The organism is Streptomyces sp. BV286, assembly GCF_019090165.1.
Taxonomy (GTDB): domain Bacteria; phylum Actinomycetota; class Actinomycetes; order Streptomycetales; family Streptomycetaceae; genus Streptomyces.
Genome location: NZ_JAHRIB010000152.1, coordinates 347,666 through 374,583, shown reverse-complemented (window position 1 = coordinate 374,583; position 26,918 = coordinate 347,666). Strand labels below are relative to the sequence as shown.

Sequence of the window (26,918 nt, the reverse complement as noted above, 5' to 3'; positions counted from 1 at the left end):
GTGAACCTCGACCCTCACCACACCCAGGAAGCCACCATCTCGTTGGACATGCCACGACTCGGCCTCGACTGGCACGAGTCGGTGCCGGTGCGCGACGAGCTCACCGGCGAGATCTACCACTGGGGCAGGACCAACTACGTACGCCTCACGCCCGGACTGCGGCCCGCGCACGTCACCACCGTCCTGCGACCGTCCTCACCGCCCACCGGAGGGTCACCCACATGATCGTCAACGAGCCCGTCCCGGACACATTCGAAGACACCCCCGCCAAAGACCGGGACCCCGAATGGTTCAAACGCGCCGTCTTCTACGAAGTCCTCGTCCGCTCCTTCCAGGACAGCAACGGCGACGGCATCGGCGACCTCAAAGGCCTCACCGCCAAACTCGACTACCTCCAATGGCTCGGCGTCGACTGCCTCTGGCTCCCCCCCTTCTTCAAATCCCCCCTCAAAGACGGCGGCTACGACGTCTCCGACTACACCGCCGTCCTCCCCGAATTCGGCGACCTCGCCGACTTCGTCGAATTCGTCGACGCCGCCCACCAACGCGGCATGCGCGTCATCATCGACTTCGTCATGAACCACACCAGCGACCAGCACCCCTGGTTCCAAGCCTCACGCAACGACCCCCAAGGCCCCTACGGCGACTACTACATGTGGGCCGACGACGACAAGCAATACCCCGACGCCCGCATCATCTTCGTCGACACCGAAGCCTCCAACTGGACCTTCGACCCCCTCCGCAAGCAGTACTACTGGCACCGCTTCTTCTCCCACCAACCCGACCTCAACTTCGAAAACCCCGCCGTCGTCGAAGAAATCATCTCCGCCCTCCGCTTCTGGCTCGACCTCGGCATCGACGGCTTCCGCCTCGACGCCGTCCCCTACCTCTTCGCCGAAGAAAACACCGACTGCGAAAACCTCCCCGCCACCCACCACATCCTCAAACGCGTCCGCGCCGAAATCGACGCCCACTACCCCGACACCGTCCTCCTCGCCGAAGCCAACCAATGGCCCGAAGACGTCGTCGACTACTTCGGCGACTACACCACCGGCGGCGACGAATGCCACATGGCCTTCCACTTCCCCGTCATGCCCCGCATCTTCATGGCCGTCCGCCGCGAATCCCGCTACCCCGTCTCCGAAATCCTCGCGAAAACCCCCGCCATCCCCTCCGGCTGCCAATGGGGCATCTTCCTCCGCAACCACGACGAACTCACCCTCGAAATGGTCACCGACGAAGAACGCGACTACATGTACGCCGAATACGCCAAAGACCCCCGCATGCGCGCCAACATCGGCATCAGGCGGCGGCTGGCCACCCTCCTCGACAACGACCGCAACCAGATCGAACTCTTCACCGCCCTGCTGCTGTCACTGCCGGGATCGCCGATCCTCTACTACGGCGACGAAATCGGCATGGGCGACAACATCTGGCTCGGCGACCGCGACGCGGTGCGCACCCCCATGCAATGGACCCCCGACCGCAACGCCGGCTTCTCCTCCTGCGACCCCGGACGCCTCTTCCTCCCCACGATCATGGACCCCGTCCACGGCTACCAGGTCACCAACGTCGAAGCCTCCATGAGCAACCCCAGCTCACTGCTCCACTGGACCCGACGCATGATCGAAATCCGCAAACAGAACCCCGCCTTCGGCCTCGGCTCCTACACCGAACTCCCCTCCTCCAACCCCGCCGTCATCGCCTTCCTCCGCGAACACGGCGACGACCTCGTCCTGTGCGTCCACAACTTCTCCCGCTTCGCCCAACCCACCGAACTCGACCTCCAGACCTTCAACGGCCGCCACCCCGTCGAACTCATCGGCGGCGTCCGCTTCCCCGCCATCGGCGACCTCCCCTACCTCCTCACCCTCGCAGGCCACGGCTTCTACTGGTTCCGACTGTGTGCGGCCACTCCCCTCACCAAACGCCGATTGACGGTGTGCTCCTGAAAGGACGGGTCGTCATGCGCAAGGTCGTATCACCCCGCCCCAGCGGCCACAGTCCGGCTCTTCTGCTGACGTCGCTCTCCGGTCTGCTGCGGGCGTGGCTGCCCCGGCAGCGCTGGTTCGCGGGCAAGGGCCGGGAGATCACCGAGCTGTCCCTGCTCTCGGTGACCGAGCTGCATCCGGCATGCCTGCACCTGCTGGTCAGCACCCGGCACGGCACTTCGCCGTCCCAGTCCGGGGACTGCTACCAGTTGCTTCTCGGCGTCGGGGACGTCCTCCCTCCCCGGCTGGCGCACGCCCGTATCGGCCGGGCGAGCGAGGGACCGTTGGCCGGTCTCACGGTGTACGACGCCCTGCAGGAACCCCGGTCGGCCGACCTGCTGCTGGAGCGGCTGCGCACCCCGGGGACGGCGGGTCCTCTGCGGTTCGAGCGGGACGCGAAGGTGGCGGTCCCCGCTGGTCTGACGCCCCGCCTTCTCGACGTCGAGCAGTCCAACTCCTCCCTGGTGTACGGGAATTCGTACATCCTCAAGGTGTTCCGGCGGGTGCAGCCCGGCATCAACCCCGACCTGGAGGTGCCCTGGGCCCTGGCCCGCCAGGGATGCACCCGTGTACCGGCCCCCGTGGCGTGGATGCGGACCTCGCAACCTCAGGTGGCGACGCTCGGTGTGCTCCAGCCGTTCCTGCCGGACGCCGTCGACGGATGGACCCTCGCCCTCGAATCGCTCACCGCGGGACGGGACTTCGCGGACGAGGCGTACGAACTGGGGCGGGCGACCGCCGAGGTGCATCTCGCACTGGCCGCCGCGTTCGCCCTCGGCGCGCCGACCGGGCGCGGGAACAGGCGACTCGCGGCCGCGATGATCGAACGGCTGGACACGACGAGCCGGTCGGTTCCGGAGCTCGTGCCCCATGTGGACGGGCTGCGGGCCGCCTTCGACGCGCTCGCCGTGCTCGACCCGGGCCGTCCGGCTCAGCGGATCCACGGCGATCTGCACCTCGGTCAGGTGCTCCGGGCCGGGGAGCGGTGGTTCGTCATCGACTTCGAGGGCGAACCCGCCCGCCCCATCGCCGAGCGCCGACAGCTCCAGTCCCCCGTCCGCGATGTCGCGGGCATGCTGCGCTCCTTCGATTACGCCGCCCGCAGCCGCCGTCCGTGGCGTCCGGAGTGGGCACGTCGCTGCCGGGATGCCTACTGCGCCGGGTACGCCGCCCAGGCGCGGTGGGACCCGCGCGCGCAGCCCGCGCTGCTGAGGGCCTACGAGACGGACCGGGCCGTGTACGAGGCACTGTACGAGGCGCGGCACCGGCCCGACTGGCTGCCCGTGCCGATGGCGGCGATCGCCCGGCTGGCCGAGAACTCCCCTGTCGTGTCCGGCAGTCCGCACACACCCATCCCTTCGTTCCACAGCGCTCAAGGAGGCTGAAACCGTGGCAGGCCGCAATATCTCCGTACCCCTGACCCCGCCGCCGTCCAAGGACGTCCGCCCCGCCGAGGCCGGTTCGTCCGCGCCGGGGCAGGACGGGCCCGGAGAACGGCGGCCGGTGTCCTCGATGGACACGGCGGACCGGGAGCGGCTGCTGTCGGGAACCCATCACGATCCGCACGCGCTGCTCGGGGCGCATCCCGTGTCGGAGGGTGTCGTCTTCCGTACGCTGCGGCCGTTCGCCGAGGCCGTGTCCGTGTCGTTGCCGGACGGGCTGCGGATGAAGCTGGACAGCGAGGGCGACGGCCTCTTCTCGGGGGTGCTGCCGCTCGACGTCGTGCCCGAGTACACGTTGCTGGTCAGGTACGCGGGCGGCACCGAGCTGGAGGTGGAGGACCCGTACCGGTTCCTGCCCGCGCTCGGCGAGCTCGACCTGCACCTCGTCCGTGAGGGCAGGCACGAGCAGCTGTGGCGGGCGCTCGGGGCCGAGCCGATGACGCACCAGTCAGTGGCGGGCACCCGCTTCACCGTGTGGGCGCCGAACGCCCTCGGGGTGCGGGTCGCCGGGGACTTCACCTTCTGGGACGGTACGCAGTTCCCGATGCGTTCGCTGGGCGCGGCCGGTGTGTGGGAGCTGTTCCTGCCCGGCGTCGGCGAGGGTGCGCGGTACAAGTTCGAGATCACGTCCCGCCACGGCGGCCGGTTCCTCAAGGCCGACCCGATGGCACGCCGCGCCGAGGTGCCGCCCGACACGGCGTCCGTCGTCACGGCCTCGCACTACGAGTGGAACGACGCGCAGTGGCTGGCGCACCGCGCCGACACACCGGTGCACGAGGCGCCGTTCTCGGTGTACGAGGTCCATCTCCCCTCCTGGCGACCCGGCCTGACATACCGTCAACTGGCGGACGTGCTGCCCGAGTACGTCGCCGACCTGGGCTTCACCCATGTCGAGCTGATGCCGGTCGCCGAGCACCCCTTCGGCGGCTCCTGGGGCTACCAGGTCACCGGCTTCTACGCGCCCACCTCCCGGCTCGGCAGCCCCGACGACTTCAAGTACCTCGTCGACGCACTGCACCGGGCCGGCATCGGCGTGATCATGGACTGGGTGCCCGCGCACTTCCCGAAGGACGACTGGGCGCTGGCACGCTTCGACGGGGAGCCGCTCTACGAACCGGGGGACGACCGGCGCGCCGAGCATCCCGACTGGGGGACCTACGAGTTCGACTTCGGCCGGGTGGAAGTGCGCAACTTCCTCGTCGCCAACGCCGTCTACTGGTGCGAGGAGTTCCACATCGACGGGCTACGCGTCGACGCCGTCGCCTCCATGCTCTACCTCGACTACTCGCGCGAGGCCGGCCAGTGGACCCCCAACGCCTTCGGCGGCCGCGAGGACCTCGACGCGATGGCGTTCCTCCAGGAGATGAACGCGACGCTGTACCGGCGGGTGCCGGGGATCGTGACCATCGCGGAGGAGTCGACGGCCTGGGACGGGGTGACCCGTCCCACCGACAGCGGCGGTCTCGGCTTCGGGCTGAAGTGGAACATGGGCTGGATGCACGACTCGCTGGAGTACATCCAGCACGAACCCGTGCATCGCAAGTACCACCACAACGAGATGACGTTCTCGATGGTGTACGCCTACAGCGAGAACTACGTCCTCCCCATCTCGCACGACGAGGTCGTGCACGGCAAGCAGTCACTGGTGTCGAAGATGCCCGGCGACTGGTGGCAGCAGCGGGCCACCCACCGCGCCTACCTGGCCTTCATGTGGGCCCACCCCGGCAAGCAACTCCTCTTCATGGGCCAGGAGTTCGCCCAGGGCGCGGAGTGGTCGGAGGCGCACGGGCCCGACTGGGGGCTGCTCGATCCCGCGTACGGCGCCGAAGCGGACCACCGGGGAGTGCGCGACCTCGTCCGCGAGCTCAACCGTCAGTACCGGGCGGCCGGCGCACTCTGGGAGCGGGACACCGATCCTGCCGGGTTCGCGTGGGTCGCCGGGGACGCGGCAGACGACAACGTCTTCGCCTTCCTGCGGTTCGCGGCGGACGGGGAACCGCTGCTGGCCGTCTCCAACTTCTCGCCGGTCGTGCGGCACGGGTACCGGCTCGGGGTCCCGGACGACGTACCTGCCTGGCAGGAGGTCCTGAACACCGACACGGAGTGCTTCGGAGGCGGCGGTGTCACGCACGCCCACCCCGTCAAGGCCGACGGGGAGGGACTGAACGGGTGGGCGGCCAGTACCCGACTCACGTTGCCGCCGCTGGCGACGGTGTGGCTGCGACCGGCATAGGAAGGGCGCGTTTCCCCTCGCGTCCCGTCGGGCACGTCCCGTCCCGGCCGTTCGTTTTACGGTCGCCGCTTCCCGGTACTGGCGCCGTACTGGCGCCGCAGCTCAGATTGGACTTCCGTGGCCGACATCGTGTCCCCCTGGCCCCATTCCCCCGTCAAGGTCGGCCTGGTCGGAGCGGGCCCCTGGGCGCGCGGCGTCCACGCGCCCGTGCTCGCCGCCGGACCCGAGACGGAGCTGACGGCCGTGTGGGCGCGGCGCCCGGAGGCCGCGCAGGAGACCGCCGCACCGCACGGAGCCGTCGCGGTGTCGCGTTTCGAGGAACTGCTCGACGTCTGTGAGGCGGTGGCCTTCGCGGTGCCCCCGAACATTCAGGCGGACCTCGCGGGCCGTGCCGCGAAGGCGGGCAAGGCGCTGTTGCTGGAGAAGCCGATCGGGCTGGACGTGCCGTCCGCGAGGCGGCTCGTGGACACGGTGGACGAGGCGGGGGTCGTCTCCCAGGTCGTCCTCACCAACCGCTATCACCCCGCCGCCCAGGAGTTCCTGCGGGCCGCGAAGGGCATCGAGGTGTCGGGAGCCCGTTCGTGCTGTCTGAGCGGGGCCTTCCTCGGCGGTGACTTCGCGACTCCCTGGCGGCTGGAGCACGGTGCGCTGCTGGATCTCGGGCCCCACATCCTGGACCTGCTGGACGCCGCCGTGGGGCCCATCGTGCGGGTCCGCGGCACGGGCGACCCCCGCCGATGGGTCGAGCTGACCTGCGAGCACGAGAGCGGTGCGGTCAGCCAGGCCTCGCTGTCCGGATCGGTCGACGTAGAGCCCGGGATCATGCGCGTCGAGCTCTTCGGGCCCCGGCCGGGGCTCGTGTACGACAGCGCGGACCTCGACCACAACGCGTGCTGGCCGGTGCTGCGCCAGGCCTTCGCCACGGCGGTACGCACGGGTGTCCCCGGTGAGCTCGACGCCCGGCGGGGCCTCTACCTCCAGGAGTTGATCGCGCAGGCCGCGGCGGCCGTCGAGAGCTGAACCCGCTCCACGCGGACCGCCCCCGAAGCCGGTGCCGGGCCCGGCCTTATGAGGGCCTGGCCGGGGCGCGTCCGGATCGCGGGCCGCCGACGGGCGGGCATCGGGCGCCGGTGTGCGCTGAAGCGGCGGGACCGACCGACTCGGCAGGCGATCGCGCGGGTGTTCCCGCGCCTTCGGTCGTCCCCCTCTTCGGCTCCCTCCTCGGCTCTCTCTTCAGCTGTCCCGCCCCCACGGCGGCTCCGGCCCTTCAGACGGACCCCCGGTAGCGGCGCAACGCGGGCATGGTCACCGCCAGTACGAGCATGGAGAAAACGACGAGCAGGCCGCCGCCCACGACGGCCGTACGAGGGCCCAGTGCCGATCCGGCCGTGCCGTGCAGCACGTCGGCCAGTCGGGGGCCGCCCGCGACGACGACCGTGAACACGCCCTGCATCCGGCCGCGGAGCTCGTCGGTGACGGCCGAGAGCAGGATCGCTCCGCGGAAGACCATGGAGACCATGTCGGCGACTCCGGCGGCGGCGAGGAACGCCACCGCCACCCACAGGTTGGCGCTCAGACCGAACCCGGTCACGGCCACGCCCCAGGCGATCACCGCGACGATGACCATGAGGCCGTGCCGGCGGGCCCGGGAGAAGGTGCCCGACATGAGCCCGCCGAGCACCGCGCCGATGGGAATCGCGGCGAACAGCAGCCCGAGCGCCAGGCCTTCGCCGTACGGCGCGTACGTCTGCGCGGCAAGCTGGGGGAAGAGCGCGCGGGGCATGCCGAGGACCATGGCGATGATGTCGGCGAGGAAGGACAGCAGCAGCACCTGGTTGAGGGAGATGTGCCGGAAGCCCTCCGCGATCCCCCGCAGCCCCGCCCGGCCGGCCCTCGCAGCGGTGGTGGCGAGGGGTGGCAGTGAGGGGAGCCGGTGGACGGCCCAGACCGTGGCGCACAGGGCCAGCGCGTCGATCAGGTAGAGCTCGGCGAGGCCCACGACGGGAATAAGGGCTCCGGCGAGCAACGGGCCCGCGACCAGGCCGGTCTGCATGACGGTCGAGCCGAGTGCGTTGGCCGCGGCGAGTTCCTCCTTGGGGACCAGCCGGGCGATGGAGGCCTGGCGGGCCGGGGAGTTGAGGCCGAAGAACGCCTGTTGGACCGCCAGCAGCACCATCAGGGCGCCGACCGATTCGAGCCCGGTGACGGCCTGTATCCAGAAGAGCAGGGAGGTGACGGCGATACCGGTGTTGGTGACGAGGAGAAGCTTGCGCCGGTCCACGCTGTCCGCGATCGCGCCGCCCCACAGGGCGAAGACGACGAGGGGCAGCAGCCCCGCGACACTCGCGTAGCCGACCCAGGCCGAGGATCCGGTGAGGTCGTAGATCTGCTTGGGTACGGCGACGGCGGTGAGCTGGCTGCCCACGGCGGTGACGACGGTCGAGGACCAGAGGCGGCGGTACGCGGGTCGGCGCAGCGGCCGGGTGTCCATGGCCCAGCGGCGCCACCCGCTTCCCTTCCGGTCCTCCGGGTCCGCGGGTTCCCCGGTTGTGGCCCGGGGTTCCGCGGGGTTGTCCGCACTGCCCTTGCTCGTGTCCACGCCCATCCTGGTTGCTCGATACATCTTTCTGTTCGAGGTTCACTATCGCGGATGCGGCGCGGCCTGCGCCGGGCGGGCCGGTCCGTGGACAGGCGTGAGAGTTCACGACGGTCCGCACCGGGCGGATCAGCGGATTCCTGGGACCGGTTCGGGGAGCCGCGGTCAGTCCGCGGGGGGCGGGTCGACGGCCCCGGCCAGGAGGAGCACCGCCTGCTCGCGGGCCTGGTCCAACGCACCGGGGAAGATGCGCAGGCCGTGGGCGACGAGGGCTCCCTCATGGAGCAGCATCAGGGTGCGGCCCAGGGACTCGGCCGTGTTGGGAGCGGACGGGCGTACGAGATCGGTGAACAGTGCGAGCATCCACTGCTTCTGGCCGGTGACGACCGCGTACGCCGGGTGGGACGGATCCTCGATCTCCGCGTGGGCGTTGACCATGCTGCAGCCCCTCGGGCTGGTCGTGTCCATCCAGTCCCGTGAGGCGGCGAAGACCGCCAGGACCCCGTCGCGCGGTGACTTGGCGGCTTCGAGCCGCGGTGCGAGGAAGGCGCGCCAGCGCTCGTCGCGGTCCGCGAGGTACTCGACGACGATCTGGTCCTTCGAGCCGAAGCGGTCGTAGAGCGTCTTCTTCGTGACGCCGGCCTCCGCGGCGATCAGATCGACGCCGACGGCGTGGATTCCCCGGTCGTAGAAGAGCCGCCCGGCCGCTTCCAGCGCGCGGCGGGCGGCGGGGGTCATCGGTACGCGGCGGGGGGTGCTCGTGGTGCTCATTTCCCCATAGTAGACCGATCTGTATACTCAAGCCATGTATACAGATCGGTCTACTTTCTGTCGGCCGTCCTGTCGCCCATCCACCTCTGGAGGTGTGCGGTGCCGTGAACATCCTGCTGTCGATCGCGTTCGTCGGGGCCTGGAGCTCCGGTTTCATCGGGGCCAAGCTCGGGTCGGGCAGCGCGTCCGCCGTGACGCTCCTGCTGTGGCGCTTCCTGCCGTTGGCGCTCGTCCTGGGCGTCGTCGCCCTGACCGTCGCCCGGGCGTCCTGGCGTGGGCTGCGGCCACGCGACCTGTTCCGGCAGACCGTCGTCGGGGCCCTGTCGCAGAGCGGGTACCTCCTGACCGTCTACTACGCGATCGAACTGGGCGTCTCCAGCGGAACGACGGCCCTCATCGACGGCACGCAGCCGCTCGTGGCCGGAGTACTGGCCGGACCCCTGCTGGGTGTGGCCGTGTCGCGAACGCAGTGGCTCGGGCTGGGGCTGGGCGTGGCCGGAGTCGCCGTCGTCACGGCGGCCGACGCCGGCGCCGGGACGGGTGTCGCGTGGTGGGCGTATCTCGTGCCGTTCCTCGGCATGCTGTGCCTGGTCGCGGCGACCTTCCTGGACCGCCGGAGCCGCAGGGACGTCCGCCCGATGGTGTCCATGACGGTCCACGCGGTCACCAGTGCCGTCATCTTCACGGCGCTCGCCGTCGTCACCGGAGGCGTGACGCCACCGGCGAGCGCTTCCTTCTGGACCGCCGTGGTGTGGCTCGTGGTGCTCTCGACGTTCGGCGGATACGGGTTGTACTGGCTGCTCCTGCGACGGTCCGGGGTGACCGCGGTCAACACCCTCATGTTCCTGATGGCCCCCGTCACGGCCGTGTGGGGTGCGCTGATGTTCGGCGAGCCCTTCGGGACACAGACAGGGGCGGGACTCGCGCTCGGCCTGCTGGCCGTCGCCGTCGTCCACCGCGGGGAGCGCCGACGTCGCCGGGACGGCGACGAGCGGCGCGGCCGGGGCGAAGACCACTCGGGCCGGCGGGAGACGGAAGCAGGCCCGTTCACGCCCCGGCGATCAGCGTGGCACCGAGTGCGATCATCGTCGCGGCGACCAGAGCGTCCAGTACCCGCCACGCCGACGGGCGGGCCAGGAAGCGGCTGAGCAGCCGGGCGCCGAAGCCGAGAGCGGCGAACCAGACCAGGCTGGCGAGCACCGCACCGAGGCCGAAGGTCCAGCGCAGGGGCCCGCGGTCGGCCGCGATGGAGCCGAGCAGGAACACCGTGTCCAGGTAGACGTGCGGGTTCAGCCACGTCAACGCCAGGCAGGTCAGTACGGCTCGGCGTCGCGAACCCGTCCCGCCCTCGGTCCCCGGCGTCACCGTCAGGGCCGAGGGCCGAAGGACACGGCGCACGGCGAGGCAGCCGTAACCGATCAGGAACAGGCCGCCGACCAGGGCGACCGCGGTCAGTACCGAGGGCCAGGCCACCACCACCGCGCCGACACCGCCGACGCCCAGCACGATGAGCGCCGCGTCGGACAGGGCGCAGATGCCCACCACGGCGAGCACCTCCTCCCGGCGGATGCCCTGACGCAGGACGAAGGCGTTCTGTGCGCCGATGGCGACGATCAGGGAGAGGCCGGTGCCGAACCCGGCGGCCGCGGCGGTCAGAGCGCTGGTCACGGCGCCCAGGCTAGGAACCCGACCGCGAAGAAGTACAGCTAAGGATTCTTACGTATCATTAGCAGGCGTGATGACAGAGCTTCCTCTCGACCAGGTGCGGACCCTGCTGGCCGTCGTGGACGAGGGCACCTTCGATGCCGCCGCGGCCGTGCTGCACGTGACGCCGTCCGCGGTGAGCCAGCGCGTCAAGGCACTCGAACAGCGCACGGGACGCGTGCTGTTGATGCGTACGAAGCCGGTCCGGCCGACCGAGGCCGGCGAGGCCGTCGTACGCTTCGCGCGTCAACTCGCCCGGCTCGAACGCGACGCCCGCGCCGAGCTCGGTATGTCCGGCTCCGAAGATCCGGCCCGGCTCTCCATCGCGGTCAACTCCGACTCGCTGGCCACCTGGTTCCTGCCGGCGCTCGCCCGCGTGCCGGAGGAACTGGGGCTCTGCTACGAACTGCGCCGCGAGGACCAGGACCACACGGCCGCGCTCCTGCGCGAAGGGCTGGTGATGGCGGCCGTCACCTCCTCGCGGGACGCGGTGACGGGCTGTTCCGTGCGCAGCCTGGGGAGCATGCGGTACGTCCCGGTGGCGAGCCCCGCCTTCGTGGCGCGGTGGCTCGGCGGCCGGCCGGACACCCCACTGCGGGACGTGGTCCCCGACGCGCCCGTGGTGGCCTTCGACCAACGGGACGATCTCCAGGACGCGTTCGTCCGCAGGCTCGGAGGCGGCCGCCGTCGCGGCGCGAGCCGGTTGCGGCATCTGGTGCCGACGTCCGAAGGCTTCGTCGACGCCGTGGCCGCCGGGATGGGCTGGGGCATGGCTCCCGAGGTGCAGGCGGCGCCCCTGCTGCGCGAGGGGCGGCTCGTCAATCTCGCACCTGACCGGCAGATCGACGTCCCGCTGTTCTGGCAGCAGTGGCGGCTCGACTTCCCGGCGCTGGCGGCCGTGGCCGAGGCCGTCACCTCGGCGGCGGCCGAGGCTCTGGACGGCGGCCCGGTCCGCTGACGTCGGAGGGCGGGCTCGCCGGGCGCCTCAGGAAGCCGGGCCGGGCCCCGCTTCCCGCTCCAGGAAGCTGATCACCTGGGCGGCGAGGCTGTCCTGGGCGGAGTCGGAGCGGGCGCCGACTCCGACGGCCGCGTCGTGCGCGCCGATGCCGCCCGACCAGAGGTACCGCTCGGTCCACTCGTCGTCGACCTTCAACTGCACCTGGATGTCCACGAGGGACAGGCAGCTCTCGGGGGCCGCGGCGTACAGGACGGAGGTGACCCGGCGCAGGGGGTAGACGTCGAAGCCCTCGATGAACTGGGAGTTGCGCCAGTCCAGAAACGCGCTCTCGCCGTCGCTTCCGACACGGATGTCGAGTTGACCGTCCTCGAGGTGAATGCCGAAATGTTCGGTCGTACGGTTTTCGACGGTCACCCGGAATCGGAAGTAGACCAGACCCTCGGCCGCGTCGTCACGCCCGCGCGGCGGCTCGGATTTCTCCAGGCCATGGACGCGGACACGCAGGCCGGCATGCTCGTCGTCGTACTCCTGCCAGTCCCCGACCACATTCGGCTCGTACACAGTCCACCTCTCGACCTCAGAGGAGTGCTTCCTATCTGTGCGCGCGACGGAGTGTCAAACGAGCAGAATGGGCAGTGGCCAGGGATTTTGCCCCGCTTGATCGCCGATCAAGCCGTGCGCAGCCAGAACCCTCATCCCAGGCGTCACGGCCATCACCCGGGCGTGCTGCACATCACGTCCCGCGGCACGGGCCGGCGAGGCGCCTCCCGGCGGCCGGGGCGAGGGATGCTGTGCAGTGCATTCGAGCCAGCACGGAGCGGTCCGCAGGCCAAATGAGACCGCTTTCATTTCCCTCACATTTCCACTGTTGATTATCGAATCGATTGAATGCCAGAATCCGTTCAGCCGCGCTGACATACCCCACCAGCGAGGCAGCCCGGCTGCGCCGGATGAGGATTTCAGCGGAAATTCGGGCCGATTCCCGATCTACGCGATCCGAGAACTTGAGCCGCGTTCAGCAATGCATCTTGAGCTGCACTTTTATTGATGAGGCACGGTATGCCACCACACCTGAGCTCGCACCACGGTTCCCCTCCGGACGGGGCTCCGGCCGGACCCCCTCCCCGGCCCACGATCAGCTCGCACCCCGACTTCCGCGCCGTACGCGGTGCTCACCGCAGGTTCGGAGCGGTGGCGATGTCGGTTTCGGTGGGTGGGTTCCTGCTGTTCGTGCTGCTGTCGGGTTTCCTGCCCGGCGTGCTCAACCAGCCGCTGTTCGGCCATGTGACGCTGGGACTCGCGGGCGGTGTGGGGCAGTTCGTCGTGATGGCCGTGACCGCCTGGCGTTACTGCGTGCACATGGACCGGCGGATCGACCCGACCGCCGACCGCCTGCGAGCCGAACTGCACCGCCACGCGGCACAACGGGCCCGAGTCCCCCAGCCGCAGAGGCGGTTCAGGACGTGGTGACCTCCGCCGCCGCCCTCACGGCTGCCGCCTCTGAAGACGGCACGGCGCACCTCTCCGCGGGTGTGGTCGGCGGCTTCAGTCTGAAGCTGACCTTCATCCTCTTCGTGTCGGTCGTCGTGGTCAGCATGTTCACCGCACTCATCACCGCTCCACAGGGCGACGAGATCGCCGAGTTCTATCTCGGCAACCGGACCATGTCGCCGCTGCGCAACGGCCTCGCGATGTGCGGGGACTACCTGTCCGCGGCCACCTTGCTGGGCAGTACCGGCCTGGTCGCGCTCACCGGCTACGACGGCCTGCTGTACCTCGTCGGCACCAGCGTGGCCTGGGTGATGGTGCTCCTGCTGATCGCCGAACCCCTGCGCAACTCCGGCAGATTCACCCTCGGCGACACGCTGGCCCTGCGTCTGCCGCGCAGCCGGCGTTCGGTCCGTCTGGCCCTCGCGTTCTGCACGCTGATCATCACCGTGCTGTACCTCGTCGCCCAACTCGTCGGCAGCGTGGCCCTGCTGACACAGTTCGTCGGGCAGCCGGACAGCACCACCCGCGCTCTGTGCGTGGTGGCCATCGGCACTCTCGTCGTGCTGTACGTGGCGCTCGGAGGCATGCCCGGGGCGACCTTCCTCCAGATCGTCAAGGCCGTCATGCTGGTCGTCGGAGTCGCGGTGACCGCCGTGATGGTGCTGCACCGCTACCGGTGGAACATCGACGGCCTGCTCGGCGCCGCCGCCTCGGGCAGCGGGCTCGGACAGCGGTTCCTGGAGCCCGGACTGCGCTACGGCGCCAGTACGACCAGCAAACTCGACTTCTTCAGCCTGCAGATCGCCATCGTGCTGGGACTGGCCGCGCTCCCCCACGTGATGATGCGGCTGCTGGCGCCGAGCGCCACCCGGGTGCTTCGCCGCTCCATCCTGTGGGCGATGGGCCTGGTCGGCTTCGTCTGTCTGGCGGCGGGCGTGCTCGGGCTGGGCGCCACCGCGCTGGTGGGCCGGGACGTGATCTCGGGTATCGACGCGAAGGGCGATGCGGCAGTTCTCCTTCTCGCCCAGGAGATCGGCGGCGCCGTACTCACCGCGCTCATCTCCTGCCTGGCCTTCGTGACGCTGCTGGCCGTGGCCGCGGGGCTCACCCTCGCGGCAGCCTCCTCGCTCGCGCACGACCTGTACGGAGAGGTGATCCGCAAGGGGCAGGCGCGCCAGCGCGAGGAACTGGCCGTGGCCCGCCTGGCCGCCGTCGTCATCGGCGTCCTCGGCATGCTGCTCGCGCTCGTCTCCTGGGGGACGAACACGGCGACCCTGGCGTTCCTCGCCTTCGCGATCGCCGCGTCCGCGATCCTGCCGACCATGGTCTACAGCCTGTTCTGGCGCCGCTTCAACGCGCGCGGGGCGCTGCTCAGCCTCTACGGAGGCCTCGTCACCTCCGTTCTGCTGGTCGTCTGCTCCCCCGTCGTCTCCTCGAGGGCCGCCTCGTTCTACCCCGACGCCGACTTCGCCTTCTTCCCGCTGCAGAACCCGGGGATCGTCTCCGTCCCCGCCGGATTCCTGCTGGGCTGGCTCGGCACGGTCATGTCCCGCGAACCGCAGGACACCGAGACGTACGAGAACTTCGAGGTCCGCGCGGTACTGGGCGTCGACCAGCCGGCCTGAACACCGACGGGGCGCATCTCCCACCTGGTGACGAAACGGACTCCCGTGTTGACGAGGAGGCCGTCCAGGTGCGGAGATGCTCCTGCGACATGACGGCCGACCGTGAGGCAGGGCAAGCGAGCGATGGCATTGCAGATCAGCGCCACCAACCCGGAGCATCCCGCGCTCCTGCTCGACCTGCCGTGGCATCTGCCCCTGGAGGAGTGGCCCGAGCACTACCTGGTGCCGCTGCCCCGGGGTATCTCACGGCACGTGGTGCGGTACGCGCGCGCCGGCGCGGAGGTCGTGGCGGTCAAGGAACTCGCGGAACGGCCCGCCCTGCGCGAGTACGAGCTGCTGCGCGGGCTCGACCGGATGAACATCCCCTCGGTGGACCCCCTCGCCGTGGTCACCGGCCGCACCGACGGGGACGGCGGACCGCTGGAGTCGGTGCTGATCACCCGGCATCTGGGTGGTTCGATGCCCTACCGGTCGATGTTCGAGACGACGATGCGGCCCGCCACCATGCACCGCCTCATGGACGCGCTGGCCGTGCTGCTGGTCCGGCTGCATCTCGCGGGGTTCGCCTGGGGGGACTGCTCGCTGTCCAACACGCTGTTCCGGCGGGACGCCGGGGCGTACGCCGCGTATCTCGTCGACGCGGAGACCGGAGAGGTCCACCCGCAGCTGAGCCCCGGCCAGCGGGAGTACGACCTCGACCTGGCGCGCGTCAACATCAGCGGGGAACTGCTGGACCTGGAGGCCTCCGGCGCGCTCCACCCGTCGGTGGACCCCATCGAGTTCGGCATGGAGATCTGCAAGCGCTACACCGCGCTGTGGCAGGAGCTGACCCGGACGTCGGTGTACCCGGCGGGCAAGCACCACTACATCGACCGCCGGATCCGGCGCCTGAACGAGCTCGGTTTCGACGTCGCCGAGATGCAGATCGCGCACTCCTCGAACGGTGACACCGTCACGTTCGTGCCGAAGGTCGTCGACGCCGGGCACCACCAGCGCCAGTTGCTGCGCCTGACCGGGCTGGACGCCGAGGAGAACCAGGCGCGGCGACTGCTGAACGACCTGGAGAGCTGGATGGCCACCCAGGACGACTACGCGCCGGGCGATCCCCTCGCCGCCCGGCCCGAGGTGCTGGCCCACCGCTGGGTACGGGACGTCTTCCGGCCCACGGTGCGTGCCATACCGCTGGAGCTGCGCGGCTCGATGGATCCGGCCGAGCTCTACCACGAGCTTCTGGAGCACCGCTGGTACCTGTCGGAGCGGGCGCAGCACGACATCGATCTGGACACGGTCGTCGGGGACTACGTCAAGAACATCCTCCCGGCGGTGCGGGACTCGCTGTCGCCGACGGCGGACGCCGCCGAGGCGGCCGGTCAGGCGGGCGGGACGACCGCCACCGGGGACGGCGCGTGATGGACGACCCCGTGGGCGACCGACCCGATCCGTGAGCCCACGGCCGAGCGGTGCACGCGCCGGCCGACCACCATCAACTGGGCCCCTGCCGCCACCGAGAGCAGCACCTCGCCCGCACTGCCCATCTCGACGTGCCGGGTCACCGGCACGTCGGGGAACCGCTCCAGCCACGGCTGAAGTGCTTCCGCCAGTGCCTTCTGCTCGTACGGTTCCAGGCCGCCGGCCTCGTCGAGGAGCTTCAGGGAACCGGGGCTGTAGGTGAACACGGTGGGCAGGCTCCAGGCCCGTACGACGCGCACGGCGGCGCCGCGTACCGCCGCCGTCTCGAACGCGAACTTCAGAGCGGCGGCGCTGTCCTCCGGGCCGCCCTGCTGTCCCACGACGATCTCGCGGCCGGCCGCCTCGGACTCGGCCCGGTCCTCGGCGCGTACGAGCACGACGGGCCGGGTGGACTCGGCGATCACCTGCTGGCCGACCGAGCCGAGCAGGAAGCCGACGATCGCGCCGTGGCCGCGCGAGCCGAGCACCAGCGTCTCGGCCTCGTCGGCGGCGGCGACCAGTGCCTCGACCGGGTCGCCGTCGATGACGTCGGTGGTCACCTGCAGACCGGGGTGGCGTCCGGTGATCTCCCGTGCGGTCTGCGCGAGCGCTTCCCGGACGCCCGCCGCCCGGCCCTCGTCGTCGGACTTCTCGCCGGCGTGCACGACACGCAGCGGAAGAGCACGGCGTACCGCCTCCCTGGCCGCCCAGTGCACGGCGGCCAGGGATTCGGCAGTACCGTCTGCTCCCACGGTGATCGGGCGGGTCATGTGATGGCCTCCGTCGAGTCGGTCGAGGTGCCCACGCTACCGACCGGCCCGGCCCGCCCGTGCGGCGGTGCCGTCAGCGGGCCAGACGCGCGAGTTCGGTGCCCGCGAGCAGGAAGGCGCCGACGCCGAAGTCCGAGGTGCTGTCGTACGTGACGGGCTGGTTGGACTCCGGACGGTCGCCCACCTTCTGGACGTAGCCGAGGAAGCCGTCGGGATGGACGGCCGTGGTGACCAGGCCGTGCCAGGCCCGGACCGCCACCGGGAGGAACGCGGACCTTTCCACCAGGCGGGCGCGGATCGCGTAGGCCGTGCCGTAGAGGAAGAAGGACGTGCCGCTCGTCTCCGGGCCGGGCAGGTGCCCGGGGTCGGCGAGGTTGACGTTCCAGAAGCCGTCCGTGCGCTGCACCGTTGCCAGTGCGGTGACCAGCCGTGTCAGGGTCTCCCGGTACTCGGCGGTGTGCCGTTCGCTCCGGGGCAGCGCCTTGAGTGTCTTGACGTGTCCGCCGGCCACCCAGCCGTTGCCGCGCGACCAGATGACGGGCCGGCCCGTGGGGGACACGATGCCGCCGGGCAGGAATCGCTTGTCGCGGTACCAGAGGCCCGTGCCGGCGTCGTACAGTCCCGGCCCGCCCTCGGTGCGTTTGGTGTGGTCGTAGAGGGCGTACAGCTTCTGCCAGTACTGGGGGTCCTTGCGCAGGGCGCCGATGCGGGCGAACGGGGGCATGGCCATGTGGAGGGCGTCGTCCCACCACCAGTCGTCGTGCTTCGTCGGCTGGTCCGTGTACACCATGCGGTGCAGGGACTCCTCGATCGCGGCGAGTTTCTGTCCCTCCGGTTCGATCTCGTAGAGGTCGAGGTAGGCCTGGCCTGCGTTGTGGTTGTCGGCGTGCCGGGTCGTCACTCCGCCCCGCAGGCCGTACGCGTGCTTCTCGGCCCAGCCGCGCGCATAGGCGAGGTATCGGGGGCTGCCGGTCAGCCGGTGCAGGGCGAGCAGTCCGCTGAAGAACGTGGCATTGGCCCAGCCGTTGTCGCCGGGGTCCGTGTGGGCGCCGATCCAGTGGTCGGCGACGCGGCGCAGGTCCCGGATGATCGCTGCTCCGGACGGCGGGGCGGCCGCGGAGCGCGCGGGAGCTGCGGCGGCGCTGTGCAGGGGGAGCAGAGCGGCGGAGGCTGAGAGAGCGGCACCGCCGACCAGTAGATGGCGTCTATCCATGTGAACGACTCCTCTCCATGTGAAACTCATCCTGAACTCCCGCCCCGGCAGGTGTCCATGACCATGCGTCAACTTGGCCTGAACCAAGTCGGGTTCAGATCACCGGACGTTGTTCACGTCAGCGGTTGCCGTCCGGGGCGGCGGACCGGCCGCATCGCAGACTGTCCAGGTCGACCGAATCGGCCATCGCCTGCATCCCCTTGCCGTTGGGGTGCAGATGGTCGCCGCCGTCGAAGGCGGGGAGAATGCGCTCGTGGTCGTAGGGACTGCGCAGGAGGCGGTCGAAGTCGCTGACGGCGTCGAACTCCCCGCTGGTCCTGATGAACCGGTTGACCTCCTGGCGTACGGACTCCGCGGCCGCGTCCCACTCGTACCAGCCCTTGAAGGGCGCGACGGTGGCGCCGACGACGCATTTCCCCGCCCGGTGAGCGCGGGCGACGACGTCCCGGTAGCCCGCCACGAGGTCGGCAGCCGTGACGCCCGTGTGGGCCTTGATGTCGTTGACACCTTCGAAGAGAAAGACCGTACGGACGCCGGACTGGGACAGGACGTCTCGGTCCAACCGGTTGAGGGCGCTCTGCCCGGCGCCGTCCGCCAGGACCTTGTTGCCCGAGATCCCCTCGTTGGCGACTCCCCTGACGGGACTGCCCGTCGCCTCCAGCCGGCGGGCCAGGTAGTCGGGCCAGCGGCGGTTCAGGTCGCCGCTCGACTGCCAGCCGTCCGTGATGGAGTCCCCGAGCGCGACGACCGCCCCCACGGAGGCGGCCGTCCGTACGGTGACCGCGTCGAGGTACAACCAGGAGCCGGTGCGCTCGGTCCAGTTGGCCCCGCTCTCCTCCCCCGCGTGGTCGCCGGAAGCGGTGTACGACGTCTGCATGGCCATGCCGTGGCCGGTCGCAGGACCGCCCGCCGCCCGCGTGTGCAGGCTGACGACCAGGTCGGCCCCGGCGGGCAGTCCGCCGGGCAGCGGATCGCTGTACACGACGGCGCCCGCCGGGAGGGTGACCACGTGGGCGCCACCGAAGGTCAGTCGCCGGTTGCTGCCGCGGACCAGTTCGGCGCCCGACCGCTGGATGCCGGCGTAGACGCTGTCGAAGGTCACCGGCCGGTCCCCGAAGGCGTTGGTGAGCCGGATACGGGTGTTGTCCCCCGCCACGCTGGTGCGCACGACCAGGCGGTGGCTGCGGTTCGGGACCGCGTCCCCCAGACGGTCCGCGCTCGCGCCCCAGGTGACCACGTCGTGCCGGTCCCCGGGGCCCCGGGCGGCCGCCGGGGTGACGGGAAGGGCGGCGGCGATCGTCAGCAGTGCCGTAAGGAGGCCCGCCCGGGCGAGGCGGGCCGTCATGCGAGGCCCCGCAGGGTGACGGAGGCGCCGGGTTTCAGGGTCACCGTGCGGGACGTACCGCCGTGGGCGACCGTGGTGGTCCGGCCGCCCACGCTGCGGATCCGCACCTCCGTCGGCCTGCCGTCACGCCAGCGCAGGTCGACGACGAAGCCTCCCCGGGCGCCGACTCCCGTGACGGAACCGGACTTCGCCCATGCGTCGGGGAGGGCCGGGAGCAGTTCCAGACGGCCCGGGCGGGAGTAGAGGAGCATCTCGATCATCGCCGCGGGCGTGCCGAAGTTGGCGTCGATCTGGAAGATGCCGCGGCCCTTCTCGACCTCGTAGATGTCGAAGAGGTTCGGTGCGGTGCCGTTGCCTCCGCCGGTCGACGGGCGGAGGTTGTTGACGACGAGCCGGTAGGCGTTCTCCGCGTGCCCCAGCCGGGCCCAGCACAGGCTCCGCCATGCGTTGGCCCAGCCGAAGCTCTCCATGCCGCGTGCGGCGAGCAGGGCCGTCGCGCCCTCGACGATCTCGGGCGGGGTGGAGCCGTCGGGGCGGATGCGGTCACCGGGGAAGAGCCCGACGAGCGGGGACAGATGCCGGTGGGTGGTCTCGCCGAGGTTGTCGGGCGTCATCCATTCCTCCAGCCAGCCCGTCCTGGCACTCACCTTCGGCAGGTACAGCCGCTCCTGGAGGCCGCCGACCGTCTTCGCGTAGGCGGCGTCCTTCTTCAACTCCGCCGCGGCGTTGCGGTAGTTGTCGAAGAGCGCCCACACCAGTTCCTGCGCGTAGGTGATGCCCTTGGCGTCGAGCGGGCCGTGCTCGGGCGACCAGTCGCTGTCGGCGATGAGCACCTCCCGCGAGGTGCCGGGGAGTGTCGTGGTGAGCAGCCGCGCCTCCCAGAACTCGCAGGCACCCTTCAGGAGCGGGTAGATCCTCGCCAGGTGCGCGCGCGAGCCGGTGAACTCGTAGTGCTCCCACAGGGTGGTGCACAGCCAGGCGTTGCCCGCCGGATGCCACCACCAGCCGTTCCCGCCGTGGATGTTGGTGGAGATGGCGACCGTCCAGCCGGCGATCCTCCCGGTGGAGTTGCGGTAGCGGTTGCGCGGGTCGTTGAACAGGTCGCGGGTGAGCTTCGTCCAGGACGGGAGCTGGGCCAGGCAGTAGTCGGTGAGCGCGTCGAAGCACTGGGAGAGACCGGCCCGGTCGGCCATCCAGTAGTTCATCTGGATGTTGATGTCCGTGTGGTAGTCGCCCATCCAGTCCGGGTCGTTGCCGTCCAGCCACAGCCCCTGGAGGTTCAGCGGGAGGCTGCCGCGCGACCCACAGATCATGAGGTAGCGGCCGAACTGCAGGTAGGCGGCTTCCAGTTCGGGATCGGGCACGTCGTCCCGGGCGCGTGCCCTGATCCGGTCCCAGGTGTCCAGGGAGCGCTGTGCGGCGGAGGACACACCGAGCGAGATGTCCAGTTGCCCGAACAGGGCCCGGTGGTCGGCCACATGGGTGCGCAGGAGGGTGTCCGCCGAATGGCCTGCAGCCGCGCCGACCTTCGTACGGGCCAGGCGCTCGGGGTCCAGGGACGGGTCGCGGTACCGGGCCGAGGCGTCGGGCGCGTAGTTGGTGCCGCCGCTGACCAGCACGGTGAGGTCCTTGCAGTCGGCGAAGTCGATCCGCGAACCGCGCACGCGGACGCTGCCACCCCTGCCGTAGGCCTTCACCGCCGCGCCGTAGCGCAGGCCGTTGGGGAAGGCAGCGCCGAAGGAGGTGCCCTTCACGGTCTCTCCGTGGGTCCCTTCGAGGGCGATGCCGCCGGTGTAGCGGCCGCCGCCGCTCTGCGTGAAGTGCAGGACGATCACGTCGTCGGGCCGGCTGGCGAAGACCTGCCGCCGGTACGTGACGTCGGAGCGCACGTACGACGTGGTCACCACACCCTGCGCGAGGTCCAGCGTGCGGCGATAGCCGTTGACGGCGGACAGGTCGTGGTCCGGGATGTCGACGGTGAGGCGGCCCAGCAGCGTGAAGGAGCCGAACTTCTCACGGTCGTAGGGGAACTGGCCGTCGGCGTCGAGTGTGTCGTTGGGTCCGCCGGTCCACATCGTGGCGTCGGTGATCAGGAGGAGCTCGCGGCCGGGGTCGTTGCTCGTGAGTGCGCCCAGACGGCCGTTGCCGATGGGCAGGCCCTGCTCGATCATCGAGTGCTCGTCCGCGGGCGCCCGCCACCACAGCCGGTCGCGTGAACTCCCCTCCTGGAGCTTCGAATCGGTGGGCCGGTGCGGGGCCGCGCTCGCTGTGAAGGCGGGCAGGCCGCCGAGTGCGGTGCCGACGCCGGCCGCGGCGGCGAGGGAGAGAAGTCTTCGTCGGCCGGGGTCGGTGGGGCTGCTGTCCATGGTGCGCTCCGGGGGAAGAGAACGGCGGTCAGGACGACTTCGGTACGTCGATGCGGTCGATGTCCGGGGCGTAGCCGGAACCGCTGTCGAAGGTGACGGTGTTGACGCCCGCCTTGAGGGAGACGGGCACACTGACGGCCTCCGTGGTCCCCCAGTCCCCGGTGGAGGGGAACTTGTGGCGCATCGCGCCGTTGCCGTTCGCGGAGATGTCGACCGGGCGGGGGTCACCGCTGACGTAGGTGACCTTCACCTGGTACGTACCGGCCTTGGCGACGACGACGTCGTTGAAGCGGAGTTTGCCGCCGACGTACAGGTTCCCGACCTTGCGCTCACCGGAACAGGCGGAGCAGTCGCCCACGGAGGCATTGCCGCTGAGGGTGTTGACGTCGGACTCGGCCTCGTAGCCGGTCGCGGTGAGCTTGCCGCCTCGCGGAGTCACGGTGAACAGACGGGAACCGTGGGCGGGCAGGGCCTGCGTCACCTTGTTGCTGTACGTGCCGAGGTTCTCGCGGTTCCACAGGTCCCGTACGCCGGCCTTGCCGGTGAAGCCGAGTGCCGCCCAGTCGGCGGTGACGGCGGCGGGCGAGTCGGCGAGGTTGAACAGGGCCACGGTGTAGCTGCCGTCGCTGTTCCTGGCGGCCCACACCTGCTGAGGGTCGGACGGGGTGACGGGGCGGGCCGGGGGTGTGGCGCCCTGGTTGAGGGCGATGACCTCGCGGTTGGTCAGCAGTGACAGGCCGTAGGAGTCGAGCCTGGTCAGGTCGTCTCCGGTGTAGAGCGGGGACTTGGCTATGGCCCACAGGGTCGCGTAGCTCTGACGTTCCGCCTTGGTGAGGCCGTCCATCGCACCGTTGCCGACGTCGAGGGAGTCCAGGTCGTTCCAGCCGCCGGGGCCCGCGTGACGGGTCCAGCCCGGGGTGTCGTCCCAGCGGTCGTCGACCGAGTTCTCCCAGCTGACGAGGGTGTTGCAGTAGCACTCGACGTCCGTGTCGATGCGCCAGCCGTTGGAGTACTTCTTCCAGTCGGCGACCCGGCCGATGTCGAGCGACCAGGAGACCTCCAGGTGGATGGGGCGGCCGGTGGCGGCGATGGCCTTGTGCCAGGCGGCGACGTCGGCAACGTTGTCGTACTGGTCGCCGCTCTTGCCGGAACCGGGCCCGACACCGTCGAGCTTCAGGAAGTCGTAGCCCCAGTCGGCGAAGAGCCGGGCCTGCGAGTCCACGTACTTCTGCGCGCAGGGCCGGGAGAAGTCGAGCTTGTAGGCGCTGTCCCAGCCGTTGGTGGTGCGCAGGTCGCCGTACACGATGTCGGCGGTCGTGCAGTCGCCGGCGTTCCAGACCGGGACCTTGCCCTCGCCGTAGGCCTCCTTCTCCAGGCCGACGGGCAGGTAGATGCCCGCCTTGAGGCCCTTGCCGTGCACGTGGTCGGCGACCGCCTTCATGCCGCGCGGGAAGCGCTCCGGATCCGCCTTCTGGCGGGCGTACTGGTCGAAGCCGGGCTTCCAGTCCTGGTCGCGCCACCATCCTGCGTCGAGGTTGACGTACTCGTATCCGTACGGCTTGAGCTTGGCCGCCAGGGCGTTCGCCTGCTTGAGGACGTTCTTCTCGGTGAGGTAGCTGTAGTCACCGTCGGGATTGAGGCCGGGGTACTTCGAGGACTGCATGCTCCAGCTCGACCAGCCCATGTACGGCTTGGCCGCGACGGCCTCGGTGCCCGCGGTGGGGGTGGGCGTGGCCGCCCGGGCGGCCGGGAGGACCGCGGCCGTCGCGGCGGTCAGGGCCAGGACGAGCACGGTTCTCAGGGAACGGCGTGCGGGGGTGCCGGGCGCGTACATGGATGAACGCATGGTCGGACCTCCTGTGAAGGGATCGGTTGTGCGGTGGGGGGGTGGCAGCTCGGTAACTGCTGTGCGGGATAAAGATTTTGACGTGCCCTCAGTTGGGGCGGAGGTTCAGCCCGTGCCGCGGGTGGGACCGCCGATGAAGGACTGGATCGCGGTCGCCGCGGCGCCGCGGGCCCATTCGTCGAAGGGCAGCGGACGCGTCAGCAGGTCGCAGCGGGCGGCCGTGCCGAAGGCGGAGGCGGCGAAGGCGTCGCGGATCTGCTCGGCGAACAGGTCGTACGCGGCGAGGCCCTCACCGGAGATGATCACGCGTTCGGGTCCGACGAGGTTGGCCACGGTCGCGATGGCCCGCCCGATCGCGTCCCCCGCCCGCGCGTAGACGCCCCGCGCGCCGGGGTCGCCGCGGCGCGCCAGGTCCACGGCCTGGGACGCGTCGGCCACCGGGAGGCCCGTCGCGTCCCGAACCGCGGCGACGATCGCGGGGTCGGCGGCGATCGCCTCGGCGCAGCCGCGGTTTCCGCAGTGACAGGGCGGGCCCGTGGGGTCGATGACCACGTGCCCGATCTCGCCGGCCACCCCGTGGGCCCCCGAGACGACCTTGCCGTGCACGACCAGGCCGCAGCCGATGCCCGCTCCCACCGTGACCACGGCGAAGTCGGAGAGGCCGACGCCCGCGCCGAACCACTGCTCGGCGACGGTCAGGGCCCGGACGTCGTTGTCGACGGTGGCCGGCAGTCCGGTGGTCATCTCCACGAGCTCCGCGAGGGGCAGGTCGCGCCAGTCGAGGAAGGGCGAGAGGCGGACTTCTCCCGCGGCCCGGTCCACGTCACCGGAGACGGCGACGCCGATTCCCTGGACCCGCACGCCGAACCCGTCGGCTTCCGCGAGGAGTTCCTGCACGAGGGCGGCGACGGAGGCCAGCACCGACTTCGGCTCACGGGCCTGCAGGGGCACGTGCCGGGCGACACGGATCCGGCAGCACAGGTCCGTCAGTACGGCGATGATCTCGTCACCGGTCACCTTGACCCCGATGAACAGGGCTCGTCCGCCGTCCACCCGCACGACGGTGGCGGGCCGACCGAGCGAGGGACGTGATTCCTCCCCCGCCTCCTCGACCAGGTATCCGGCTTCGATCAGCGGCCGGACCGCCTTGGTGACGGCGGCCGCCGACAGCCCGGCCCGCCCGGCCATGTCCGACCGGGTGAGCGGACCGTGGGACAGCACGGTGGTGAAGATCTGGGCGGCGGCCGGCGTGGGGGCCAAGAACGCCTCCGTACGAGGAGTCGAACGCATGCCCCGGAACCTAGGGTGATTCTTTTCCGCCGTCAATGAAAGAAGCAGAGATCTTTTGAAGTTGCCCCCTTGAATATGTCTGACCTGCAAATGTGCTCACAGGTCGCGGCGTTGGGGGCACAACCACGGAATCAAGGGTTCCACACCGTCGGTCAACAGCCCTCTCTCGCCTCCAGACCGGACACTGCGGGCGTCCGATCGCGGTAGGTCTCCCGCACGAAGGTGAGGAACGTGACGACGTCCCTGGGCTGCGAGGACAGACCGAGCGAGACACGGACCGCGCCCGCCGAGGGCAGGTGCAGCAGCTCCAAGTACTCCTCCATCGACCGGAGTCGGCGGCGGGCCGCCGATCGCAGTCGACGCGGTGACACGGCGAAGGCCGCCTCGCCGGCGCCCGGGTTGCAGAAACAGCCCGTGCGCAGCGAGATGCCCCGTGCGGCACTGTCGCGGGTGACGACCCGCTCGTCGATGACGCGGCCGTCGGCGCCCAGCAGGTTCAGCGCGACGGTCCCGCCACGGGCCACGAGATCCCACGGGCCGTACACCCTGGCCAGCGGGGAGCCGTCGCTGTGCCGCAACGCCCGCAGGCCTGAAAGGAGTTGGGCGGTCAGCGCGTTCACGTGGGCGTGCACGCGGTCCATGCCGATCCCGTCGATCCACTCCAGTCCGGCCGTCACGTCGGGGATGGCGAGGAAGTTGACCGTCCCGTCCTCGAAGGCCGCTTCGTCGTCCGCGAGGACGTGCCACTGGGTCTGCGCGCCGGCCGCGTGGATCGTGCCTCCGGAGAACCAGGGACGCCGCAGCCGGGCGAGCGCCTCCCGGCGGGCGATCAGACTGCCGACGCCGGTGGGATGACCGAAGACCTTGTACCAGCTGACGACCGTGAAGTCGGGGTGGTACCGGCTCAGGTCGAGGGTGTTGGCGGGCACGAAGGCGGCTGCGTCCAGCAGGACGTGGTAACCGCGCGCCTGGGCCGCCGCGATCCAGGTGAGGGGATGCTGGACTCCGGTGAAGTTGCTCTGCGCCGGATACGCGAGGAGCCCGCGTCCCCGGACGGGCAGGGCGGACCGCAGTCGTCGTTCGTCCACCCGGAGCCCGGGACCGGCCACCGGTACGTACGTTGCGCTCGCGCCGCCTGAACGCGCGTACTCCCGCAGGCCGTTGACCGAGTTGTGGTTGTCGAGCGACATGACCAGCCTGCTGCGGCGGGTGAAGGGGTACGCCTCGCCGACCAAGCGCAGGGCACCTGTCGCGTTCGGGGTGAAGATCACGGCGTATTCGTCGGGGTCGGCGCGGAAATGGCGGAGCACCGCCCGGCGCGCCTGGGCCAGCAGCGACCCCGAGGCGCGGGAGGCCGGACTCGCGGAGTGCGGGTTCCCGAAGACCCCGCCGGTGATCCGTTCGGCGCTCGCCCGGACGAGGGAGGCCGGTGGAAGGCCCGCTCCCGTGTGGTCGAGGTAGGTGTGCCCCTCGGCGTCGAGGTAGGCGAAGTCCCGTCTCCGCAGGTCCGCCAGATCCCTCGCGTTCGCGTCGCCGTCGGGTATGTGTCCGGTGGTCTCTGTCCTGTCCACGGATCCTCCCCCATGAGGCCGGTCCGCCCCCGCGTGCCGGGGCCGGGCACGGCTCTTCCCGCATCATTCTGCTGTCCGCCTCCGCGGGGAGCGGTGGTCGCGCACCGGTGTGTGCGCCCGGCCCGGACGTAGCGGCGCCGCGGCGGGCCGGGTCCGAACGCTCGGGCGCCACCCGCACCCGCGCACCCGACATGATCATGAGGCGGTCGTGCGGTCGCGGGACACCAGAGACGTGCGGGACGATACGTACAGCGGGA

20 protein-coding genes and 1 pseudogene are annotated in these 26,918 nt (G+C 70.5%); 10 read left to right on the top strand and 11 right to left on the bottom strand.

The annotated features are described in order from the left end of the window. The 5 genes and pseudogenes from KUF83_RS27515 to KUF83_RS27495 all read left to right on the top strand — a co-directional run. Positions 1–225 (top strand): annotated as a pseudogene (locus tag KUF83_RS27515) (alpha-1,4-glucan--maltose-1-phosphate maltosyltransferase); the annotation flags it as partial. Further along, the gene (treS, locus tag KUF83_RS27510) at positions 222–1,952 is read left to right on the top strand and encodes a maltose alpha-D-glucosyltransferase (RefSeq protein ID WP_217457617.1); all 1,731 of its coding nucleotides are present in this window, start codon (positions 222–224) and stop codon (positions 1,950–1,952) included. The pseudogene KUF83_RS27515 and the gene treS, both read left to right, overlap by 4 nt. A 14-nt stretch (positions 1,953–1,966) precedes the next feature. Then, positions 1,967–3,376: a maltokinase gene (locus KUF83_RS27505; RefSeq protein ID WP_217457616.1), complete on the top strand. Its 1,410-nt coding sequence runs from the start codon at positions 1,967–1,969 to the stop codon at positions 3,374–3,376. A gap of 127 nt (positions 3,377–3,503) precedes the next feature. Further along, a complete protein-coding gene (glgB, locus tag KUF83_RS27500; protein ID WP_217457654.1) occupies positions 3,504–5,666 on the top strand; it encodes a 1,4-alpha-glucan branching enzyme in 2,163 nt (720 codons plus the stop codon). 117 nt (positions 5,667–5,783) lie between these two features. Next, the gene (locus KUF83_RS27495; protein ID WP_217457615.1) at positions 5,784–6,686 is read left to right on the top strand and encodes a Gfo/Idh/MocA family protein; all 903 of its coding nucleotides are present in this window, start codon (positions 5,784–5,786) and stop codon (positions 6,684–6,686) included. A gap of 247 nt (positions 6,687–6,933) precedes the next feature. Here KUF83_RS27495 and KUF83_RS27490 read toward each other — a convergent pair whose 3' ends face one another. Both KUF83_RS27490 and KUF83_RS27485 read right to left on the bottom strand, forming a co-directional pair. After that, a complete protein-coding gene (locus KUF83_RS27490; RefSeq protein WP_374106174.1) occupies positions 6,934–8,271 on the bottom strand; it encodes an MFS transporter in 1,338 nt (445 codons plus the stop codon). A gap of 156 nt (positions 8,272–8,427) precedes the next feature. Continuing rightward, positions 8,428–9,033: a TetR/AcrR family transcriptional regulator gene (locus tag KUF83_RS27485; protein WP_217457613.1), complete on the bottom strand. Its 606-nt coding sequence runs from the start codon at positions 9,031–9,033 to the stop codon at positions 8,428–8,430. Between the two features lie 104 nt (positions 9,034–9,137). On the opposite strand from KUF83_RS27485, the gene KUF83_RS27480 reads away from it, so the two are divergent. After that, on the top strand, positions 9,138–10,181 hold the full coding sequence (locus tag KUF83_RS27480; RefSeq protein ID WP_217457612.1) for a DMT family transporter: 1,044 nt from the start codon (positions 9,138–9,140) through the stop codon (positions 10,179–10,181). Here the strand turns inward: KUF83_RS27480 and KUF83_RS27475 are convergent. Then, a complete protein-coding gene (locus KUF83_RS27475) occupies positions 10,081–10,701 on the bottom strand; it encodes a LysE/ArgO family amino acid transporter (RefSeq protein ID WP_217457611.1) in 621 nt (206 codons plus the stop codon). The two genes, KUF83_RS27480 and KUF83_RS27475, sit on opposite strands and share 101 nt — an antisense overlap. 67 nt (positions 10,702–10,768) lie before the next feature. Between KUF83_RS27475 and KUF83_RS27470 the strand changes: the two genes are divergently transcribed. Beyond that, entirely contained in the window at positions 10,769–11,695 is a 927-nt protein-coding gene (locus KUF83_RS27470; RefSeq protein ID WP_217457610.1) for a LysR family transcriptional regulator ArgP, read from the top strand. A 27-nt stretch (positions 11,696–11,722) separates the two neighbouring features. Here the strand turns inward: KUF83_RS27470 and KUF83_RS27465 are convergent, their stop codons facing one another. After that, complete coding sequence (locus KUF83_RS27465; protein WP_217457609.1) at positions 11,723–12,256, bottom strand: hypothetical protein; 534 nt, start codon at positions 12,254–12,256, stop codon at positions 11,723–11,725. A gap of 636 nt (positions 12,257–12,892) precedes the next feature. On the opposite strand from KUF83_RS27465, the gene KUF83_RS43045 reads away from it, so the two are divergent. The 3 genes from KUF83_RS43045 (at position 12,893) to KUF83_RS27450 (ending at position 16,221) form a co-directional block, all read left to right on the top strand. Then, complete coding sequence (locus tag KUF83_RS43045; RefSeq protein WP_254644408.1) at positions 12,893–13,165, top strand: DUF485 domain-containing protein; 273 nt, start codon at positions 12,893–12,895, stop codon at positions 13,163–13,165. Continuing rightward, positions 13,159–14,811, top strand: a complete 1,653-nt coding sequence (locus KUF83_RS27455) for a cation acetate symporter (protein WP_374106172.1) — start codon at positions 13,159–13,161, stop codon at positions 14,809–14,811. Before KUF83_RS43045 ends, KUF83_RS27455 begins: the two co-directional genes overlap by 7 nt. A 123-nt stretch (positions 14,812–14,934) precedes the next feature. Then, positions 14,935–16,221: a DUF4032 domain-containing protein gene (locus KUF83_RS27450; protein WP_217457607.1), complete on the top strand. Its 1,287-nt coding sequence runs from the start codon at positions 14,935–14,937 to the stop codon at positions 16,219–16,221. Here the strand turns inward: KUF83_RS27450 and KUF83_RS27445 are convergent. The 7 genes from KUF83_RS27445 to KUF83_RS27415 all read right to left on the bottom strand — a co-directional run bounded on the left by KUF83_RS27445 (position 16,182) and on the right by KUF83_RS27415 (position 26,661). Then, positions 16,182–17,030 carry a universal stress protein gene (locus KUF83_RS27445; RefSeq protein ID WP_217457606.1) on the bottom strand — a complete coding sequence of 283 codons (849 nt, stop codon included), beginning with the start codon at positions 17,028–17,030 and terminating at the stop codon, positions 16,182–16,184. The two genes, KUF83_RS27450 and KUF83_RS27445, sit on opposite strands and share 40 nt — an antisense overlap. A gap of 73 nt (positions 17,031–17,103) precedes the next feature. Further along, positions 17,104–18,243: a glycoside hydrolase family 88 protein gene (locus KUF83_RS27440; RefSeq protein ID WP_217457605.1), complete on the bottom strand. Its 1,140-nt coding sequence runs from the start codon at positions 18,241–18,243 to the stop codon at positions 17,104–17,106. Between the two features lie 118 nt (positions 18,244–18,361). Continuing rightward, entirely contained in the window at positions 18,362–19,588 is a 1,227-nt protein-coding gene (locus KUF83_RS27435; protein ID WP_217457604.1) for an SGNH/GDSL hydrolase family protein, read from the bottom strand. Next, positions 19,585–21,954, bottom strand: coding sequence for a glycoside hydrolase N-terminal domain-containing protein (locus KUF83_RS27430; protein WP_217457603.1), 2,370 nt, complete (start codon positions 21,952–21,954; stop codon positions 19,585–19,587). Before KUF83_RS27430 ends, KUF83_RS27435 begins: the two co-directional genes overlap by 4 nt. A 28-nt stretch (positions 21,955–21,982) precedes the next feature. Next, positions 21,983–23,800, bottom strand: a complete 1,818-nt coding sequence (locus KUF83_RS27425) for a carbohydrate-binding protein (protein WP_217457602.1) — start codon at positions 23,798–23,800, stop codon at positions 21,983–21,985. 105 nt (positions 23,801–23,905) lie between these two features. Next, complete coding sequence (locus KUF83_RS27420) at positions 23,906–25,090, bottom strand: ROK family transcriptional regulator (protein ID WP_217457601.1); 1,185 nt, start codon at positions 25,088–25,090, stop codon at positions 23,906–23,908. 152 nt (positions 25,091–25,242) lie between these two features. Further along, positions 25,243–26,661 carry an aminotransferase class V-fold PLP-dependent enzyme gene (locus tag KUF83_RS27415; RefSeq protein WP_217457600.1) on the bottom strand — a complete coding sequence of 473 codons (1,419 nt, stop codon included), beginning with the start codon at positions 26,659–26,661 and terminating at the stop codon, positions 25,243–25,245. Between the last annotated feature and the right edge of the window lie 257 nt (positions 26,662–26,918).

Excerpts from the sequence above, each read along its gene's own strand:
- treS (WP_217457617.1), top strand. The coding sequence starts at position 222 with ATGATCGTCAACGAGCCCGTCCCGGACACATTCGAAGACACCCCCGCC.
- KUF83_RS27505 (WP_217457616.1), top strand. The coding sequence starts at position 1,967 with ATGCGCAAGGTCGTATCACCCCGCCCCAGCGGCCACAGTCCGGCTCTT.
- glgB (WP_217457654.1), top strand. The coding sequence starts at position 3,504 with ATGGACACGGCGGACCGGGAGCGGCTGCTGTCGGGAACCCATCACGAT.
- KUF83_RS27490 (WP_374106174.1), bottom strand. The coding sequence starts at position 8,271 with ATGGGCGTGGACACGAGCAAGGGCAGTGCGGACAACCCCGCGGAACCC.
- KUF83_RS27485 (WP_217457613.1), bottom strand. The coding sequence starts at position 9,033 with ATGAGCACCACGAGCACCCCCCGCCGCGTACCGATGACCCCCGCCGCC.
- KUF83_RS43045 (WP_254644408.1), top strand. The coding sequence starts at position 12,893 with ATGTCGGTTTCGGTGGGTGGGTTCCTGCTGTTCGTGCTGCTGTCGGGT.
- KUF83_RS27450 (WP_217457607.1), top strand. The coding sequence starts at position 14,935 with ATGGCATTGCAGATCAGCGCCACCAACCCGGAGCATCCCGCGCTCCTG.
- KUF83_RS27445 (WP_217457606.1), bottom strand. The coding sequence starts at position 17,030 with ATGACCCGCCCGATCACCGTGGGAGCAGACGGTACTGCCGAATCCCTG.
- KUF83_RS27440 (WP_217457605.1), bottom strand. The coding sequence starts at position 18,243 with ATGGATAGACGCCATCTACTGGTCGGCGGTGCCGCTCTCTCAGCCTCC.
- KUF83_RS27435 (WP_217457604.1), bottom strand. The coding sequence starts at position 19,588 with ATGACGGCCCGCCTCGCCCGGGCGGGCCTCCTTACGGCACTGCTGACG.
- KUF83_RS27430 (WP_217457603.1), bottom strand. The coding sequence starts at position 21,954 with ATGGACAGCAGCCCCACCGACCCCGGCCGACGAAGACTTCTCTCCCTC.
- KUF83_RS27425 (WP_217457602.1), bottom strand. The coding sequence starts at position 23,800 with ATGCGTTCATCCATGTACGCGCCCGGCACCCCCGCACGCCGTTCCCTG.
- KUF83_RS27420 (WP_217457601.1), bottom strand. The coding sequence starts at position 25,090 with ATGCGTTCGACTCCTCGTACGGAGGCGTTCTTGGCCCCCACGCCGGCC.